This is a genomic window from Acidaminobacter hydrogenoformans DSM 2784, assembly GCF_900103005.1.
Classification (GTDB): Bacteria; Bacillota; Clostridia; order Peptostreptococcales; family Acidaminobacteraceae; genus Acidaminobacter; species Acidaminobacter hydrogenoformans.
Genome location: NZ_FMWL01000001.1, coordinates 151,460 through 168,194, shown reverse-complemented (window position 1 = coordinate 168,194; position 16,735 = coordinate 151,460). Strand labels below are relative to the sequence as shown.

Below are 16,735 nucleotides of genomic sequence, written 5' to 3'. Positions count from 1 at the left end.
GCTCCACAGGAGTCTGGCGCCGCGTCTTGGCGCCTGAGATAATTTGATGGGGTGAATTTTGTGAAAGACGTGGAGCAAGAAGGGCTGCGGGACTCGGGGATCGCCGGGCCGGGGCTGAGTGGGCCGGGCTGTGAGATCATAGAGCCTGAGGGGCCGCTGAAGTCGCTGAGGGAGATCGAGCGCAGCCTGACAAAGACCTACAAGAAGGACCTGTGGTCCAAGTTCGTGCAGGCAATCAATGATTACGAGATGCTAAAGCCCGGGGATAAGGTGGCGGTGGCGATTTCCGGCGGTAAGGACAGCATGCTGATGGCGAAGCTGTTCCAGGAGCTGAAGCGCCATAAAAAGTACCCCTTTGAGGTGGTGTTCATTTCCATGGATCCGGGGTATCATCCGGAGATCCGCAGGCTGATGGAGGAGAACTGCCGGCACCTCGGGATTCCCCTGGACATTTTCGAAAAGAATGTGTTTGAGTCCATTGAGAAGATTGCGGCGGACTATCCCTGCTACCTGTGCGCGAAGATGCGCCGGGGGATCCTGTATAAAAAGGCTCAGGAACTGGGCTGCAACAAGGTGGCCCTGGGGCATCACCATGATGACGTCATAGAGACAACGCTGCTGAATTTGTTCTTCCAGGGGACCTTTGGAACCATGATGCCAAAGCTGAAATCCACCAATTTTCCGGGGATGGAGCTGATCCGGCCCATGTATTACATCCGGGAGAAGGATATCCTGCGGTTTACGCAGTTTTCAGGGATCTGGCCGCTGAACTGCGCCTGCATGGTGGCGGCCAAGCGGACGTCCAACCGGCGCTATGAGCTGAAGGCGCTGCTGGAGTCGCTCAAGACCATGAATCCGGACGTGGAGAAATGCCTGTTCCACGCGGCGGAGAATGTGGATATGGGGACGGTGCTGGGGTGGCGACGGGATGGCGTCAAGCATACCTTCCTGGATACCTATGAAGAGAGACTGCCTAAGAGCTGGCGGGAGGCGGGTGTCGGTGCTGAGACTCAGGAAATGGACGACAAAAATATGGGAGGGGATCAGGAATGAGCAGCGCGGTTCAAGGCTTCCTGCTGGGGCTGGCCTACGTGGCCCCCATTGGGATGCAAAATCTTAACGTGATCAATTCCGCCCTGACCATGGACCGCTGGCGGGCCCTTCTGGTGGCGTGGATCACGGTCCTCTTTGACATTTCCCTGGCAGTGTTTTGCTTTTTAGGGATTGGGACCCTGGTGGGTGCCAATGACCTGATCAGAGCGGCGTTCCTGCTGGTGGGGGGTGTCATGGTCGTCAGCATAGGCCTGAGCATCATGCGCTCTACGCCAAAGCTGGAGACGGACCAGACGCCCAAGACTCTGCAGGCTATTGTTTTGACCTGTTTTGTGGTCACCTGGATGAATCCCCAGGCATTAATAGACGGCTCGCTGCTCCTGGGCGGCATGAAGGCGACGCTGACCACAGCCCAGGGGAACTTGTTTCTGCTTGGGGTCTGCGCGGCCTCTTTTATGTGGTTTACCGGGCTGTCGCTGCTCACAAACCACTTCCACAAGCACATTGACCATAAGGCCCTGAAGATCGTGAATGTGGTCTGCGGCGCTGTGGTCGTCTACTTTGGCATTAAGTTGTTGGTGGGCTTTTATGGGCTGATTCCAACTATAAAGGAGATCCTTCTATGATCAAACGGTTCGCCGGTTATTACAAGCCGCACCTGCATTTATTCGCCCTTGACATGTTCTTCGCGTTTCTGATCGCCGGCATTGACCTGGTCTTCCCGGTTTTGTCCCGCCAGATCATCAACGACTTCATCCCCGACCAGAACCTGGCCATGCTGGTCCGCTATTCCCTGATCGCTTTAGGGCTCTTCGTGATCCGCATGTTCAGTTCCTATGTCGTGGGCTACTGGGGCCATATCATGGGCGCCCGGATTGAAGTCGACATGAAGCGCGACCTCTTTACGCACATGCAAAAGCTCCACCACAAGTTCTTCGACAAGAACCGCACCGGTCAGATCATGAACCGTTTCACAGGTGACCTGTTCGAAGTCGCGGAGCTGGCCCACCATGGCCCAGAGGATCTCTTCATCTCCGTGGTCATGCTGCTGGGGAGCTTTCTCATCCTGCTGACCGTCAACGTGCCCCTGACCCTGATTGTCTTTTCCTTTATTGCCATCCTCATCATCTTCACCCTGTGGCGCAGGGTCGCCATGCTGAAGGCGTTCCGGGCCCAAAAGGCCAGACACGCGGACCTCAATTCAAAGCTCGAGAACAGCGTCACGGGCATTCGCCTGGCCAAGGCCTTCTCTAACGAAGCCTACGAGCAGGACCGTTTTGAATACTACAACCGCCAGTACTACGAGTCCAAGGGCCAGTCCTTTTTCCAGATGAGCATCTTCATGATGGTCAATGGCTTCCTCACAGACCTGCTCAATCTCTCGGTCATTGCCGTAGGCGGCTACTTTGTCTTCAGAGGCTGGATCAACCTTGGCGACCTGCTGGCCTACATCCTTTACGTCAGCTTCATGCTCAAGCCCGTCCGCCGGCTCATGGAGTTTACCCAGCAGCTGCAGCTTGGCCTTTCCGGCCTTGAGCGCTTTGGGGAAATCATGGACACGGATCCGGAAATTATTGATGCCCCAGACGCAGTCGACCTTGACGAGATCCGCGGCGAAATTGAATTCGACCAGGTCGCTTTCCGCTATAACCCTGAGGACAGCGATGTCCTGAAGGACTTCACCCTGAAGATCAAGCCCGGCGAAAAGGTGGCTCTGGTAGGCGCCTCCGGCGTTGGAAAGACGACCATTGCCCAGCTTATTCCGAGGTTTTATGAGATCCAGGAAGGTGAAATCCGCCTGGACGGCCGCGACATCCGCGGCATCAAGCTCAGCGCCCTCCGGGAAAAGATTGGCATAGTCAGCCAGGACGTTCTGATCTTTTATGGCACCATCAAGGAGAATATCCTCTATGGGCGCCCGGACGCCACGGACGACGAGGTCTTCGAGGCAGCGAAGCGCGCCAACATCCACAACTTTATCCTCTCCCTGGACAAGGGCTACGAGACCATTGTGGGCGAGCGCGGCATCATGCTGTCCGGCGGCCAGAAGCAGCGCCTCTCCATTGCCCGCCTCTTCCTCAAGAACCCGGAGATCCTGATCCTCGACGAAGCCACCAGCGCCCTGGACAATGAGAATGAAGCTATAGTCCAGCGCTCCTTAGAGGCATTAGCCGATGGTCGAACCGCCATCATCATAGCCCACCGGCTCTCCACCCTGCGCAGCTCCGACAGGATCATTGTCCTCGATCAGGGCAGAATCGCGGAAGAGGGCACCGAGGACGCGCTCCTCGAGAAAAAGGGCATCTACTGGCAGCTCCGAAGGCTTGGCCTCGGCGAAAGCGAAAACGTAGTGTTCGCGGCGGAGAGTGCGGCACTGTAGGTGAAAATAAAAACGTCTCGATAAAGTCGGATGACTTCGTCGGGACGTTTTTTAATGGAGCCATCTGGTTGGGGACTGTCCCCGACCAGATGGCTTAAGTTGTTGTTATGACTGTCTTACCACGTTTTTTGACAAAAAAATGATCAAAAAACACACTTTTCAGAAAAAAATTGCGAAGATATGCCACATTTTCTGCTCTGAGCCACCGCGACGTCCGGTGACGCCCCATTTTTTTCGTATTCAAAGCAAAAGAGCGATCCCGCAGGATCGCTCTTTCATTTTCAGTTTGGTGCGAGAGGCGGGATTTGAACCCGCACGAGCATTAGCCCGCTACCCCCTCAAGATAGTGCGTCTGCCAGTTTCGCCACTCTCGCCCGCAAATCAGAACAAAACTAATGTTAAAGCAAAATGGGCGAAGTGTCAACGGGTTATTATAAAATATTTTAATTTATTTTTTAATGACTTTGCCGATGGTTCCCCCAATCCTACCTCGCCTTTACAATGGCATCCTCCAGCACGGCTTCAACCTCGTGAGCCACGGCCATCAACGCAGGCGTGGCGGCCTCGGCAAGGAGAACGGTTGGCTTCATCATTCCGATCCAGGTCTTCCCTTCCTTCACATAAACCACGGCACGGCACGGCAGGAAATAACCTGTTTCAATATCCTCCTCCAGCGCAATTTTTGCCTTCTTTGGATTGCATACTTCCAGAAGATGAAACTCAATGTCCGTTTCTACACCTTTTTCATGCAGTTTTTCCTTGAAGTCGAGCTCCCAGAGAACACCAAAGCTTTGCTTGGCAAGCTCCAACTTCAAAGCGTCTATGGCGTCAGCGGGCGTTTTATTCGTTTGTACTTTGTATTTGACTGAATTTAGTTGCATGATCAGACCTCCTTAGTTCTTTTGTTAATTCTTACCCAAAGAAGTCAAGTCAAAAACTAATTCGTTAAACCTGGCTTACAGATATTGAAAAAAACCTGACAAATGGTTAACATATAAAGGAACAGCGACATTTGTACTAAACTGAGAGGGGAAGATTCGAATGGTTCGACTCGTAACAGACAGTGCCGCGGACCTGTCTCAAGACATGATCGCGAGATATAGCCTTAAAGTCGCGCCTTTGCTGGTCCATGATGGCGAGCGGCAATACCGCGACGCTGTAGAGATCCGGCCTAAAACCGTCTATGATGACATGCGGGGCGGAAAGAGCTTTAAGACCTCCCAAGCTACACCGGAGTCCTTCCTGGAGATTTTCAGGTCCTGTTCTGACGCGGACGAAGTCTTGTATTTAGCTTTTTCTTCAGGTTTGTCCGGCACGTATAACTCTGGCTTGATTGCCCGTGACCTCTACAAAGAAGAGGGCGGCAAGGCGAGGATTGAGATTGTGGACACCAGGGCGGCCTCGGGCGCGTTTGGACTAATTGTCTACGAAGTCGCAAGGCGGGCTGAGGCGGGCGCCAGTTTTGACGAACTCATAGCCTATTCGGAGTCCTTGATAGAGCGGATAGATCACCTGTTTACGGTAGACGACCTGGAATATTTGTTCAGGGGCGGACGGCTGTCGCGGTCTTCTGCGCTGATAGGCGGTTTGCTGAACATTAAGCCTATTCTGTCAGTAGCTGAAGGCAAACTGACGCCAATCGAAAAATCCCGTGGACGTCTGAAGTCCATCAAGCGGATTTGCGAGCTGATGGGTGAGCGCACTGCCGGGAAAAGCCTGAAGGACCAAACGGTCTTCGTATACCATGGCGACGACCTGGAAGCGGCACATAAGCTGCAAGAGCTGATTCAAGAAGCCCACGGTGTAGAGACCTTTGTGATTGGCGAGGTTGGGGCGGTTATAGGCGCCCATACCGGGCCGGGTGTCCTTGCGGCATTTTATTTAAAGCCAGAATCAAAGTGATAAATTTATCAGGAAAGCGGTAACTACCAGACAAACGCCTTGCACGTTTCCTGCTCGGCGTTTTTTCTGTAGTAAAGCCTGTAATGGGCAAATATTAAAAGGCGGTGCTTTATGACATTCAAATCCATTCGAAATTTATCAAAGGCAACACGAGCCGTTCTAACTACGGTGTTGATTCTCCTCCTCAGCCTCGGGCTATTGGCGGGCTGCTCGCCTGCGACGGAGCCCCCTGCAGTGGAACCTCCTGCGCCGGAAGCACCGGTTGCTGAAGAGCCTGCGGCTATTGAAACGCCCATCAAAATTGCGGCGCTCAGAGGCCCTACAGGCATGGGTCTCGTTTACCTTATGGGTGGACCGGATGAGTCAAAGCCTTATGAATTCTCAATATTTGGCGCGCCGGACGAGCTGACAGGCAAGCTGGTCAGCGGTGAAGTGGATATGGCGGCGGTACCGACCAACCTCGCGGTAGCGCTTTACAACAAGACGGAGGGCGGCGTGCGCTATATTGCCACAAATACGCTTGGCGTCAACTATGTGCTGACGACCGATCCGGCTATTGACGGGTTTGAGGCGCTGAGGGGCAAGACCATCGGCATAAGCGGTCTTGGAACGACGGCGGAATTCATTTTCAGACACTTGCTTATAGAAAACGGCATTGACCCAGAGAAAGATGTCACGCTGGACTTTTCGCTGCAGCACGCGGACCTGGCTGCTATGGTGACGGCAGGCAAGGTGGACGTCGCGGTGCTGCCGCAGCCGTTTGTGACGACGGTAATGATGGCGAACGAGAACGTGAAGATTGCCATTGACCTGACAGAGACTTGGATGGAGATTGAAGGCAAGGACGCGGTGCTGCCTACGGGGGGCATGCTCGTCAGGACGGAATATCTGGAGGCACATCCGGAGGCCGTAGCGCGGTTCTTGAATGACTACGCGGCGTCAGTGGGTCAGGTGGTTGCAGATCCAAAGGCGGCGTCGCTGCTGGTGGAGCAGTTTGGTATTTTGCCAAAAGCGGCCATCGCGGAGAAGGCGATTCCGCTTTCCAACATTGTGTTTATTGACGCGGAGAATTCAAAAGAATTCTTGATGTCCTTCTTCGAGATTATGATGGCGTATGATCCTAAGACGATTGGCGGGAAGCTGCCTGATGATGCGTTTTTCGCACCGGTGAAGTAAAATGGAAGCCGGCGGGGGAGTGAAGCATCTGAGGAGGTTGAAGCGGATCGCGGGTAGTCTCGGGGTGGCGGCGTTCTGGCTTGGCCTCTGGCAGCTCGCCGCTTGGCTGGTTGGATCGCCTTTCGTGCTGCCTTCGCCGCTGGCCGTGTTTTCGAGGCTGTCGACGCTTATTTTTGAGCGGGATTTCGCAATTTCGACAGCCTGGTCGGTCTATAGGGTGCTGCTGAGTCTGCTGATCGCCGTCAGCTCAGGCGTGGTACTGGGGGGGCTTTCCTTTGTCTCCCCGCTGGCACGCAGGCTGATTGCGCCGGCCATGCTGGCGATCCGCAGTGCCCCAGTGGTGTCGTTCATTATACTGGCCATCATGTGGATGGATTCCAACTATCTGCCGGTGTTCATCTCGCTTCTCATGTGTCTGCCGGTGATCTGGGGCAATGTGCTTCAGGGCCTGGGCGCGGTGGACGGGCGGCTGGTGGAGATGTCCGAGCTTTACGGCGTCAGCCGGACCAAGGTATGGAAGCAGCTGTATCTCAGGGCCGTGTGGCCTTACTTGAACGCAGCGCTGTTTACATGTCTGGGCTTGGGCTTTAAAGTCACCGTGGCGGCAGAAGTGCTGAGCAGTCCTAAATATGCCATAGGCTACCAAATGTATGTCAGCAAGCTGACGCTGGAGACGGAGGCGGCCTATGCCTGGACCGTGGTGATTCTGCTGCTCAGCCTGCTTTTTGAGGTTTGGCTCAAGCATCTCCTCAAGCGGGATAGCGAAAGGCGGGAAGCGGCATGATCCAAATTGAGCAAATGTCCAAGAAAAAGGGCAGCACGGTGATATTGGACGACTTTTCACTGGAGATTGAACCGGGAAGGGTCACGGCACTCCTGGGGCCTTCCGGCAGTGGAAAGACGACGCTCCTCAGGCTCCTGGCAGGTCTTGACGTGCCGGATCAGGGTGGGGTGGAGGGCCTTCCGGAAAACGGGCCGGCCTTTGTTTTTCAGGATCACAGGGTTATCCCCTGGCTAAATGTGGAGGAAAATGTGGCCTTCGCTTTGCCGGAAGACTGGACGGAGGCGCGGCGGCGAATGGCGATCGAGGAAAGCTTGTCCTTAACCCGCCTGTCAGCCCTCAGACTGCGCCGCCCTGGAGCCCTCAGCGGCGGGCAGGCCGGAAGGATTGACCTTGCTCGGGCGCTGGCCACGGGACGGCGGCTGATGCTGCTGGATGAGCCTTTTAAAGGCCTGGATCTTGAGCTGAAGCTGGATCTGATCGCGGATTTTGGCAACATCATGTCCCATTCTGAAATGACGGCGGTGCTGGTGACCCACGATCTCGATGAGGCGCTCCTGACGGCGGATACAATTGTTGTCGTCAGCGGACCGCCCCTCAGGATTGTGGAGCGCCTGGAGGTGTCCCTTGAACGAAAGGGACGGGCTATCTTTGATCCGGCACTGTACGCACTGCGCCAAAGGCTTTATAACTTGCTGGTGAGCAGTCGGTGAGAGGTAAGTGCTTTTACATTATACTGTAGAGTCTTGAAGATGGTGTTTTCAACGCTTTGGATAGTGACTTGAGAACGAATCTCAAAAAAGTCGCACTTTTTTTCTGAAAAAGGGTATAATAATTAATAACCCTGAATCAGGAGGTTTTATTATGGAAAAAAATGGACTCGTCGTTGGACTTCGAGGACAAAAAGCGGTTATAGAAATTGCGCGGATGTCGAGCTGTGGTGACAAATGCGCGACTTGCTCGGGCGGCTGCAGCAAACCGCCGCTCATTGTAGAGGTGGACAACGCCCTGCAGGCCAAACAGGGGGATTTCGTAGTCCTGGAAGCGCCTGAGCACGCCATTATTCAGTCCACTCTGATACTCTACACACTGCCGCTGGTGGTGTTTATTCTGGGTGTGGTCTTAGGTCTGCAGGTGTTCTCGGAACTGGTTCCAATCAATCCTGAGCTTGTAGGCATCTTGACCGGCTTCGTTTTCCTGGCTTTATCTTATGTGGGGATCGCTGTTCTGAGGCGGGACAGGGACGTCCTGAAAATGCGCAGCATCCTGAAAAAACTGTGAGGTGCTTGTAGTTATGAAAGGAAAATGGATGGGCGCAGCGCTCATTGTCATTGGACTTCTTCTGCTCCTTAAAAATATCTTCCGTTTTGATTTTGATGTGACGCTGTTTGTTCTGGGCGGACTCTTCCTGGCGGCCTACTTTGGGATACAAAAGAATGGCAGCCGCAACATTGGTTACTTGATCCCCGGCTCCATTCTCCTTTTTCTGGGGTTCAATGATCTGGTGATGTCCATGAGGCTGCTTCCAAGGTCACTGGAAAACATGGCGCCGCTGGTCTTCATAGGGCTGGCGTTTCTGGTCATCTATCTCGTCAGTGCGGCGCTCGGACCAAAAACAGCGCACTGGGCGCTGCTGGTAGGGGCGGTACTGCTGGTTATGGCAGCGCTGACGTTTATAGCCGAGAACCACTGGATCTCCAGGGAAGCGCTGGCGCTCTACGGCCTTCCTGCAGCGCTCATTCTCATAGGGCTGGTCATTTTGGTCAAGGCTGTGAGCGGCGTAGGCAGAAAATCATGAATGCGGGTTGACCGACAGTGGAATTTAGTTAAACTATCATAGCGTTTGTTAACCTCTTTGAGCCAAATTCCTTGCGTGAGTTGTCCTACACTGGGTAAATAAATATCAGAATCGACAGAAAGGTGGGATGGTTATGACATTGCAAGGAAAAAAGTCCCAGGTTCCTGACATTTATGGTGACGGTGCGCGCAAAATTTTCTATAACGGCCAGATGGCAGATGTGGAACGCCCCGTTTATATTGATATGACCTCGTTGTTTGATAACTTTGTGACTGTGGTGCTCTCCAGGCGTTTGGCGCCAAGATCAGTTATTGGCTTTGAAATGGTATTGGAAGAGGACGTGCACAGCGTCGTCGCGAAGGTCGTCAGTGTACGCCAGACGGCTATGGGTTACGCGACCCGGGTACTGATCGAGTTCATACCTGAGGAGCTTATCCGGGAAATTGAGGAGCACCTCTCCCGGCAGGCGCTGATTCTCGAGGATGACTATGAGTAAGTTAATGAAGGAACGGCAGGTTGCTTCTTGACAGCCTGCGCTAAAACCGTTAGGATAGGTGCATAGTCATTTCAGAGAGTACAGGGCTGTGACGGAACAAAGTAGTCTGATATTGGGGCATTCAGAGAGCGGGCCGGGGGTGCGAGGCCTGACGAAGATATGGGATGAATTACGGTTTTCTGAGCTTCAGAACGGATAGCGGAACCACCGCGTAAGACGGGTGGGGTCGAACCGGGCTGCGCGGGCGCGCGTTAAGACGCTTTTGAGATACCATCGGCAGAAGCCTTTTAGGAGGCCTGCAGCTGAAAGATGGTATGAATTAAGGTGGTACCACGAGCCCTCTCGTCCTTAACCGGGACGCGAGGGTTTTTTGTTGTTTTTGGGCGCGGCGCTGGAAATTTTGCGATAGGCACTCAGACAATTCAAGTGAGAAAATCAGTCAATCTTGTGAGGGAGGTTCACATTAACATGGAAAACGTATTTGATGTATTAAAGGCGCGGGGCTTCATTGAGCAGGCCACCCACGAGGAAGAGCTCCGGGAGTTGCTGGGCAAGGAGTCGGTCACGTTCTACATTGGGTTTGACCCAACGGCGGACAGTCTGCACATAGGCCACTTCATCCAGATCATGGTTATGATGCACATGCAGCGCCACGGCCACAAGCCCATTGCGCTGGTGGGCGACGGCACGGTCAAGGTCGGGGATCCGTCCGGCAAGACGGAGATGCGGCAAATGCTGGTCTACGATACAATCAACGCGAACGCGGCCAAGATCAAGCGTCAGCTGCAAAATCACCTGACCATTGACGGCGTTTCCGGGTTCATGGACAACAATGCCAAGTGGCTGGACCACTTGAACTATATTGAATTCCTGCGGGAGATTGGATCCAAATTCTCGGTCAACCGCATGCTGTCGGCGGAGTGCTTCAAGTCCCGCCTGGAGCGCGGCCTGTCGTTCCTGGAGTTCAACTACATGATCATGCAGGCTTATGACTTCCTGGAGCTCTACAGACGTTACAACTGCAAGATGCAGCTGGGGGGCAACGATCAGTGGTCCAATATCCTGGCGGGCGTCGAGCTCGTGCGCAAGGCGGATCAGGGCGAGGTGTTCGGCCTGACGTTCAAACTGCTGACGACTTCCGATGGTCGCAAGATGGGCAAAACCGAAGCGGGCGCCATCTGGATCGATCCCGAAAAAACGTCGCCGTACGAGCTGTTCCAGTACTTCCGAAATGTCGAGGACGCAGACGTCGAGAACTGCCTCAGACTCCTGACCTTCCTGCCGCTGGAGGAGATCGAAAGCCTGGTTCAGGTTGAGGGCTCGGAGATCAACAAGGCGAAAGAAATTTTGGCCTACGAGATCACCAACACCATCCATGGTAAGGACGAGGCGGACAAGGCGCTGGCGGCGGCGCGGGCGCTCTTTGGCAATTCCGGGGATCTGGCGGAGATGCCGACTACGGAAATGGCTGCCGCTGATTTCGCAGGTGGTGACGGCATGAACATTGTGGACCTTTTGATGGCCGCTGGCTTGATCTCGTCCAAGGGCGAGGGCAGAAGGCTGATCGCCCAGAAGGGGATTACCCTGGGCGGTGAGGTCGTGGAAAGCCACGAGACATCCGTTGGCGCGGACCGCTTTGAAGATGGCGCGCTGATGATCCGAAAGGGCAAGAAGATTTATCACAGGATTGTGCTGAAGTAAAGTTATGTGATGCAAGGGGATGAAGCCCTGCCGGGAGGCGGGGCTTCCTTTTTTTATTGGTAGTGAGTTTGGTGGGGGACAGGGACGGACCGCGCGCGCGGTCCGTCCCTGTCCCCCACCAAACTGCCAGCTTTTGTCTATCCTTTGGAATAAATACATAAAAATTAACGTTGTAAATCATTTGTTTTGTGTGTCTTTTAATCTAAATTCAACAAAGGCGAACGTTCGTGTTTTGCAGAATCTTAATCCTACGAATATTCCGTATATTTAGACGATTCGTCCAGCGGTGGTACCTAATCGTGTCAGGAGGACTTTAATGAATCCTATACTTAAGATGACAAACATCAGCAAGTACTTTGGCACTTTTGCGGCAAATGAGGGCGTCGACTTTGACGTCATGCCCGGCGAAATCCACGCGCTCCTGGGTGAGAATGGTGCGGGCAAGTCAACGCTTATGAATGTGCTCTACGGCCTTTACAGGCCGGACGGGGGCGAGATCTGGTTTGACGGGCAGACGAGGCACTTCACGTCTTCCCGGGACGCGATCCTGTCTGGAATAGGCATGATCCATCAGCATTTCATGTTGGTCCCGGTACATAATGTCCTTGAGAACATCATTATGGGCATGGGCAAGGAGAAGGGCTTCCTGATCAAGGAGGACCAGCTTGAAAAAGAAGTCCTCGAGATCGCGGCCCGCTACGGCATGGAGATCAATCCCCGGGCTATGGTCGCCGAGCTTTCAGTGGGCGAGCAGCAGCGGGTTGAAATTGTCAAAGCCCTTTTCAGGGGCACCAAGCTCCTGATTATGGACGAGCCTACGGCGGTACTGACGCCCCAGGAAACAGAGGAGCTGTTTAAAACCCTGCGGCGCATGTCAGATGAGGGCATGTCCATCATCTTGATCACTCACAAGCTTGGGGAGGTTATGGCGGTCTCCAACCGGGTGACGGTGCTGAGGGACGGCAAGGTTACCAATACGGTCATGACGAAGGATTCCAGCGAATACGAGCTGACCCGCTTCATGATTGGGCGTGAGTTGTCGCCGGCGTGCCGGGACGGCCGCTGCTGTGCGGACAAGCTGGTGCTGGAGCTTGAGCGCGTGACCTGCGAGGGGGAGTTGGGTAACCACACCCTGGAAGACGTCTCTTTAAGCGTATGCTCGGGAGAAATCCTTGGCATTGCGGGGGTGGACGGCAATGGTCAGAAGGAGCTGGCGGAGATTATTGTGGGGCTGAGGGGTGTCAAGAGCGGGCGTATTTTCCTGAGCGGTGAGGAAATTGCGGGGAAGTCTATTCTTGAGATCATTGGAAAAGGCGTGGGGTACATACCGGAGGATCGCCATAAGCGCGGGTTGGTGCTTGACTTTACCATCGGCGAAAACCTGATCCTTAAGGACTACAGCAAGAAGCCGTTCACGAAGGGCGGGCTGTTCGACTTTGGGCAGATCTACAGCCACGCGGACGAGATGATAAAGAAGTATTCCATCAAGACCTCGGCGGCGGGGCGGGATTCGGAGGCGCGCAAGCTGTCCGGCGGGAACCAGCAGAAGATCGTGGTGGCCCGGGAAGTGGACAAGGGGCCAAAGCTGCTGATTGCGGTGCAGCCGACCCGGGGCGTGGACATAGGCGCCACGGAGTTTATCCATAAGCAGATCCTGAAGGCTAAGGAAAACGGCACGGCGGTGCTGCTGATCTCGACGGAGCTGTCGGAGATCAATCAGCTGTCAGACCGGATCGCAGTGATTTACAAGGGGCAGATCATGGGGGAGCTTGCCCACGAGGCCTTTGACGAGAGCCTGATTGGCCTGATGATGGCGGGGCTGACCTACGAACAGGCAGTGAAGGCGCCGCGGGGGGCTGGTGAGGCACCGGTTGAGGGCAATCGTTTTGCCGATGGTCACCGGACCAACCAAAGCAACACTCTGACACCGGACCAAGTGTCAGGGGATCTCCCAGAAAATCCGAAAGAGCAGGTGAGCCCATGAGCGCGCTGGACAAACGCATTAAAGACGTCTTTCTGAAGCCGGGCGCCCGGCGCTTCAATGCCTTTTCCTTGCTGGTCCCTATAGCTTCAGTGATCCTGGCGCTGGCGCTTGGCAGCGTCCTGCTTCTGTTCATTGGGATCAACCCGCTGGAGGCTTACTGGTATCTGATTTTCTCCAACTTCAGCAGCACCTATAACACTGCGGAGGTGCTGGTCAAAGCGACGCCCATCGCGCTCACGGGTCTGGCGTTTACCTTCGCGTTCCGGACGGGGCTTTTCAACATTGGTGGCGAGGGCCAGATGTTCGCGGGGGCCATGGCGGCGGTCTTCGTGGGGCTTAAGACAGGACATTTGCCGCCTGCGGTGACTATTGGCCTATGTCTTTTGGCAGCGGTTGCGGCGGGGGGCATTTGGGGCCTGATCCCGGGCGTCCTCAAGGGTGTGTTTGGCTCCAGTGAAATCATTGTCACCATCATGTTCAACTATGTAGCGGTTTATCTGCTGAGCTTTTTGGTGGATAAGCCTCTGCGCGAAGCGGCAGGCTTTTATCCGCAGACGGATATGATTGGCGAAAATGCGTTTCTGCCGTTTCTGATTCAAAACACGCGGCTGCATATAGGGCTGATTGTGGCCATTGTCCTCAGCGTCCTGGTCTACGTCATCCTGTGGAAGACGCCGCTGGGCTACAGGCTGCGTGCGGTGGGCTACAATCCGGACGGCGCTGAGTACGCGGGCATCAACATCCGGCGGAACATGATCCTGGCTATGGTTATTTCAGGGGCACTGGCCGGGGTCGCGGGCTTCACGGAGATCAACGGCATCCATCACAGGCTGATGGACAACTTTTCGAGAAATGTGGGTTTTGATGGCATAGCGGCGGCGCTCCTCGGGGGCGCGACGCCGGCGGGTGTGTTCCTGTCCTCGATCCTTCTGGGAATGCTGCAGACCGGCGCCAGCGCCATGCAGCGGGGTGTGGGCGTACCGGCAAACATTGTCAGCATCATCCAGGCATTAATTATCATTCTGGTGCTCGCGGGGAATATGCTGCGGCCAAAGCTTGAAATGAGGCTTAAGCGCAACGAACGCAACGAACGCAACGAACGCGACGGGCGCAAAGAGACAACAAGCGCAACCAGCGCAACCAGCGCAACGAGCGCAACGAGCGCATTGAGGGAGGGGTCGACGCATGAATGACATCATGAATGCAGCTTTTTTCGTGGCTTTGCTGTCTGCGGCGCTCCGGCTGTCCGTCCCCATTTTGTTTGCCGCACTGGGCGGCATGTTTTCTGAGCGTTCCGGAGTCGTCAACATAGGCCTTGAAGGGATCATGCTCACGGGTGCCTTTGCTGGCGTGGTGGGCTCCTATTTTACCGGCAGCCAGTGGCTGGGTGCTTTGGTGGCCATGCTGAGCGGGGTCGCTTTGGCGGCGCTGTTTGCGCTGATTACGGTAAAGATTCAGATCAACCAGATTGTCAGCGGCATTGCCATCAATTTGTTGGCGGTGGGTCTCACAAGCTTCTTTTTCCGGGCGCTGTTTGGCATCACGACCACGCCTATAACGGTCAACGCTTTTGCGCCGGTGTCTCTTCCGGGACTGTCGACGCTTCCTTTTGTGGGGGAGATCCTGTTCTCGCAAACAGCCCTGGTCTACATAGCCTTCCTGCTGGTGCCGGTGTCCTGGTTCATTCTGTATAAGACCTCCTGGGGCCTCAATATCCGTACAGTGGGAGAGCACCCAACGGCAGCGGACACAGTGGGCATACCGGTCAACCGGGTGCGCACCCTTTGTGTGCTGGCCAGCGGGGCTCTCGCTGGTCTTGGCGGCGCGTTCCTGTCCCTGGGGCAGTTCAATATGTTCGTGGATAATATGATTTCCGGCCGGGGCTTCATAGCTGTCGCAGCGGTTATTTTTGGAAGGTGGAATCCAAAAGGCATCCTGATCGCGTCTTTGATTTTTGGTGTGGCAGATGCACTTCAGATTCGCCTTCAGACTGCCGGTGTCGAAATTCCATACCAGTTTCTCTTGATGTTCCCTTATCTCCTGACGGTAGTGGCATTGACGGGGATTGTGGGCAAAACAGTGGCACCAAAGGCTTTGGGAAAAGCCTATGCAAAATAGCGCGGACGCAGGTGCAAAGGGCGCCGTGCAAACAAAATTAAGGGGGAAAAGAGCAATGGTGAACAAGAAGTGGTTAGTCTGGCTCATGGTAGTGGTACTCGTTGTGGCCAGCCTTGCGGGCTGCGCGCCGAAGGCTGAACCGGCTGCGCCTGCAGATCCGGCACCAGGCGGGGAAGCACCAGCGGAGGAGGCTCCAAAGATCGTCCTGATTCTTCCGGGACCAATCAACGACCAGGGCTGGAACGCGACAGCTTACGAAGGCCTGAAACTGGTTGAGAGCGACCTTGGCGTGACAATGGAATACGTCGAGAGCGTCCAGCAAGCTGACTTTGAGTCGACGTTCAGGGATTATGGCGAAAAAGGTTATGACCTTGTCTTCGCTCATGGCACTCAGTTCTTTGATGCGGCAAAAGCCGTAGGTCCCCAGTATCCGGAAACCTTCTACATGGTCATCAACTCTGAAGAGGGCGTTGAACCAAACGTAGGCGGCATAGGCATCCGTGAGTGGGAAGGCGGCTACGTCGCAGGAACCCTCGCAGCCATGAACACCACCAGCAAGCAAATGGGCGCTATTGGCTCATTCCCTTTCCCTGTTATTGAGGGAACCCTTGATGCCTTCGAAGCTGCGGCTATTGCGGTGGATCCGGCGATTAAGGTCACTAAAACGTATGTCAACTCCTGGGATGATATCCAGAAGGGTAAAGAAACAGCTCTGGCAATGATTGAAGCGGGATCAGACCTGGTGTTCTGCTCTGCAAACCAGGTTGGCCTGGGCTCCATTGACGCGGCAAAGACGAAAGGCGTTAAGGCTGTAGGCTACATTTCGCCTCAAAATGAGGTCGCACCAGGCACGGTGATTTCAAGTGTGACTTACAACACGCCTGGTCTCTTTAAGTTCGCGGTTCAGGATTTCCTGGACGGCAAGCTGACGGCGACTGGAAAATCCCTTGGCTGGGCGGATGACGTCCTCGACGTCCAGTGGACGGATGAGATCACGGATGAGATGAAAGCGGTTGTGGAGCAGACCATTCAAGATCTTAAGGACGGCAAGGTCGAAAACCCTTACGTACCGGGGGATTAGGCGTTCGCGTTAAATTAGAGATGAAGCGCATAGCAAAGAGGAGGCCCTGCCGGGAGGCAGGGCTTTTGCTTGTTTGTTTTAGGGAACGGACAGGAGGGGACAGGGCCGGACCGGCGATTTGGTTGGGGACAGGGACTGGCCAGCGGCCCGTCCCTGTCTTCCGCTGACGATTTTTCGGTCCGGCCCTGTCCCCAACCAACAACATCCCGGTCCCCTTGAAATTCAGCGCTAAGGGGTCTATTATGGATTTAGGGAATTCATATTT

Annotated in this window: 16 protein-coding genes and 1 tRNA gene; 15 read left to right on the top strand and 2 right to left on the bottom strand. The window is 54.7% G+C overall.

The window, feature by feature from the left end:
- Positions 1 to 69 precede the first annotated feature (69 nt).
- From BLP63_RS00730 to BLP63_RS00720, 3 genes are read left to right on the top strand one after another with little or no spacing between them, the layout of a single operon-like run.
- The gene (locus tag BLP63_RS00730; RefSeq protein ID WP_408605851.1) at positions 70 to 1,053 is read left to right on the top strand and encodes a tRNA 2-thiocytidine biosynthesis TtcA family protein; all 984 of its coding nucleotides are present in this window, start codon (positions 70 to 72) and stop codon (positions 1,051 to 1,053) included.
- Positions 1,050 to 1,679 (top strand): LysE/ArgO family amino acid transporter, encoded by a 630-nt coding sequence (locus tag BLP63_RS00725; RefSeq protein WP_092588972.1) that lies wholly within the window; start codon positions 1,050 to 1,052, stop codon positions 1,677 to 1,679. The genes BLP63_RS00730 and BLP63_RS00725 overlap by 4 nt, the downstream gene beginning before the upstream one ends.
- The gene (locus BLP63_RS00720) at positions 1,676 to 3,433 is read left to right on the top strand and encodes an ABC transporter ATP-binding protein (RefSeq protein ID WP_092588971.1); all 1,758 of its coding nucleotides are present in this window, start codon (positions 1,676 to 1,678) and stop codon (positions 3,431 to 3,433) included. The genes BLP63_RS00725 and BLP63_RS00720 overlap by 4 nt, the downstream gene beginning before the upstream one ends.
- Positions 3,434 to 3,720: 287 nt before the next feature.
- Here BLP63_RS00720 and BLP63_RS00715 read toward each other — a convergent pair.
- Positions 3,721 to 3,807 (bottom strand) — tRNA-Leu (locus BLP63_RS00715).
- A 111-nt stretch (positions 3,808 to 3,918) separates the two neighbouring features.
- Positions 3,919 to 4,314: a DUF302 domain-containing protein gene (locus BLP63_RS00710; protein ID WP_092588970.1), complete on the bottom strand. Its 396-nt coding sequence runs from the start codon at positions 4,312 to 4,314 to the stop codon at positions 3,919 to 3,921.
- A 160-nt stretch (positions 4,315 to 4,474) separates the two neighbouring features.
- Between BLP63_RS00710 and BLP63_RS00705 the strand changes: the two genes are divergently transcribed.
- The 12 genes from BLP63_RS00705 to BLP63_RS00650 all read left to right on the top strand — a co-directional run bounded on the left by BLP63_RS00705 (position 4,475) and on the right by BLP63_RS00650 (position 16,470).
- Positions 4,475 to 5,335 (top strand): DegV family protein, encoded by an 861-nt coding sequence (locus tag BLP63_RS00705; protein ID WP_092588969.1) that lies wholly within the window; start codon positions 4,475 to 4,477, stop codon positions 5,333 to 5,335.
- Between the two features lie 111 nt (positions 5,336 to 5,446).
- Positions 5,447 to 6,511, top strand: a complete 1,065-nt coding sequence (locus BLP63_RS00700; RefSeq protein WP_092588968.1) for an ABC transporter substrate-binding protein — start codon at positions 5,447 to 5,449, stop codon at positions 6,509 to 6,511.
- A gap of 37 nt (positions 6,512 to 6,548) precedes the next feature.
- Positions 6,549 to 7,295 carry an ABC transporter permease gene (locus BLP63_RS00695; RefSeq protein ID WP_170829208.1) on the top strand — a complete coding sequence of 249 codons (747 nt, stop codon included), beginning with the start codon at positions 6,549 to 6,551 and terminating at the stop codon, positions 7,293 to 7,295.
- A complete protein-coding gene (locus BLP63_RS00690; protein WP_092588966.1) occupies positions 7,292 to 8,005 on the top strand; it encodes an ABC transporter ATP-binding protein in 714 nt (237 codons plus the stop codon). Before BLP63_RS00695 ends, BLP63_RS00690 begins: the two co-directional genes overlap by 4 nt.
- A 151-nt stretch (positions 8,006 to 8,156) precedes the next feature.
- Entirely contained in the window at positions 8,157 to 8,573 is a 417-nt protein-coding gene (locus BLP63_RS00685) for a SoxR reducing system RseC family protein (RefSeq protein WP_092588965.1), read from the top strand.
- Positions 8,574 to 8,586: 13 nt separating this feature from the next.
- Positions 8,587 to 9,090, top strand: a complete 504-nt coding sequence (locus BLP63_RS00680; RefSeq protein WP_092588964.1) for a hypothetical protein — start codon at positions 8,587 to 8,589, stop codon at positions 9,088 to 9,090.
- A gap of 133 nt (positions 9,091 to 9,223) precedes the next feature.
- The gene (locus BLP63_RS00675; protein ID WP_092588963.1) at positions 9,224 to 9,586 is read left to right on the top strand and encodes a hypothetical protein; all 363 of its coding nucleotides are present in this window, start codon (positions 9,224 to 9,226) and stop codon (positions 9,584 to 9,586) included.
- Positions 9,587 to 10,054: 468 nt separating this feature from the next.
- Positions 10,055 to 11,287 (top strand): tyrosine--tRNA ligase, encoded by a 1,233-nt coding sequence (gene tyrS, locus BLP63_RS00670; RefSeq protein ID WP_092588962.1) that lies wholly within the window; start codon positions 10,055 to 10,057, stop codon positions 11,285 to 11,287.
- 316 nt (positions 11,288 to 11,603) lie between these two features.
- Positions 11,604 to 13,271 (top strand): ABC transporter ATP-binding protein, encoded by a 1,668-nt coding sequence (locus BLP63_RS00665; protein ID WP_092588961.1) that lies wholly within the window; start codon positions 11,604 to 11,606, stop codon positions 13,269 to 13,271.
- Positions 13,268 to 14,464: an ABC transporter permease gene (locus tag BLP63_RS00660; RefSeq protein WP_092588960.1), complete on the top strand. Its 1,197-nt coding sequence runs from the start codon at positions 13,268 to 13,270 to the stop codon at positions 14,462 to 14,464. Before BLP63_RS00665 ends, BLP63_RS00660 begins: the two co-directional genes overlap by 4 nt.
- Complete coding sequence (locus BLP63_RS00655) at positions 14,457 to 15,389, top strand: ABC transporter permease (protein ID WP_092588959.1); 933 nt, start codon at positions 14,457 to 14,459, stop codon at positions 15,387 to 15,389. Before BLP63_RS00660 ends, BLP63_RS00655 begins: the two co-directional genes overlap by 8 nt.
- Positions 15,390 to 15,444: 55 nt before the next feature.
- Complete coding sequence (locus tag BLP63_RS00650; RefSeq protein WP_170829207.1) at positions 15,445 to 16,470, top strand: BMP family protein; 1,026 nt, start codon at positions 15,445 to 15,447, stop codon at positions 16,468 to 16,470.
- The last annotated feature ends 265 nt before the right edge of the window (positions 16,471 to 16,735 follow it).

Coding starts and splice junctions, on each gene's coding strand:
- BLP63_RS00725 (WP_092588972.1), top strand. CDS start 1,050: ATGAGCAGCGCGGTTCAAGGCTTCCTGCTGGGGCTGGCCTACGTGGCC.
- BLP63_RS00720 (WP_092588971.1), top strand. CDS start 1,676: ATGATCAAACGGTTCGCCGGTTATTACAAGCCGCACCTGCATTTATTC.
- BLP63_RS00710 (WP_092588970.1), bottom strand. CDS start 4,314: ATGCAACTAAATTCAGTCAAATACAAAGTACAAACGAATAAAACGCCC.
- BLP63_RS00705 (WP_092588969.1), top strand. CDS start 4,475: ATGGTTCGACTCGTAACAGACAGTGCCGCGGACCTGTCTCAAGACATG.
- BLP63_RS00700 (WP_092588968.1), top strand. CDS start 5,447: ATGACATTCAAATCCATTCGAAATTTATCAAAGGCAACACGAGCCGTT.
- BLP63_RS00690 (WP_092588966.1), top strand. CDS start 7,292: ATGATCCAAATTGAGCAAATGTCCAAGAAAAAGGGCAGCACGGTGATA.
- BLP63_RS00685 (WP_092588965.1), top strand. CDS start 8,157: ATGGAAAAAAATGGACTCGTCGTTGGACTTCGAGGACAAAAAGCGGTT.
- BLP63_RS00680 (WP_092588964.1), top strand. CDS start 8,587: ATGAAAGGAAAATGGATGGGCGCAGCGCTCATTGTCATTGGACTTCTT.
- BLP63_RS00675 (WP_092588963.1), top strand. CDS start 9,224: ATGACATTGCAAGGAAAAAAGTCCCAGGTTCCTGACATTTATGGTGAC.
- tyrS (WP_092588962.1), top strand. CDS start 10,055: ATGGAAAACGTATTTGATGTATTAAAGGCGCGGGGCTTCATTGAGCAG.
- BLP63_RS00665 (WP_092588961.1), top strand. CDS start 11,604: ATGAATCCTATACTTAAGATGACAAACATCAGCAAGTACTTTGGCACT.
- BLP63_RS00660 (WP_092588960.1), top strand. CDS start 13,268: ATGAGCGCGCTGGACAAACGCATTAAAGACGTCTTTCTGAAGCCGGGC.
- BLP63_RS00655 (WP_092588959.1), top strand. CDS start 14,457: ATGAATGACATCATGAATGCAGCTTTTTTCGTGGCTTTGCTGTCTGCG.
- BLP63_RS00650 (WP_170829207.1), top strand. CDS start 15,445: ATGGTGAACAAGAAGTGGTTAGTCTGGCTCATGGTAGTGGTACTCGTT.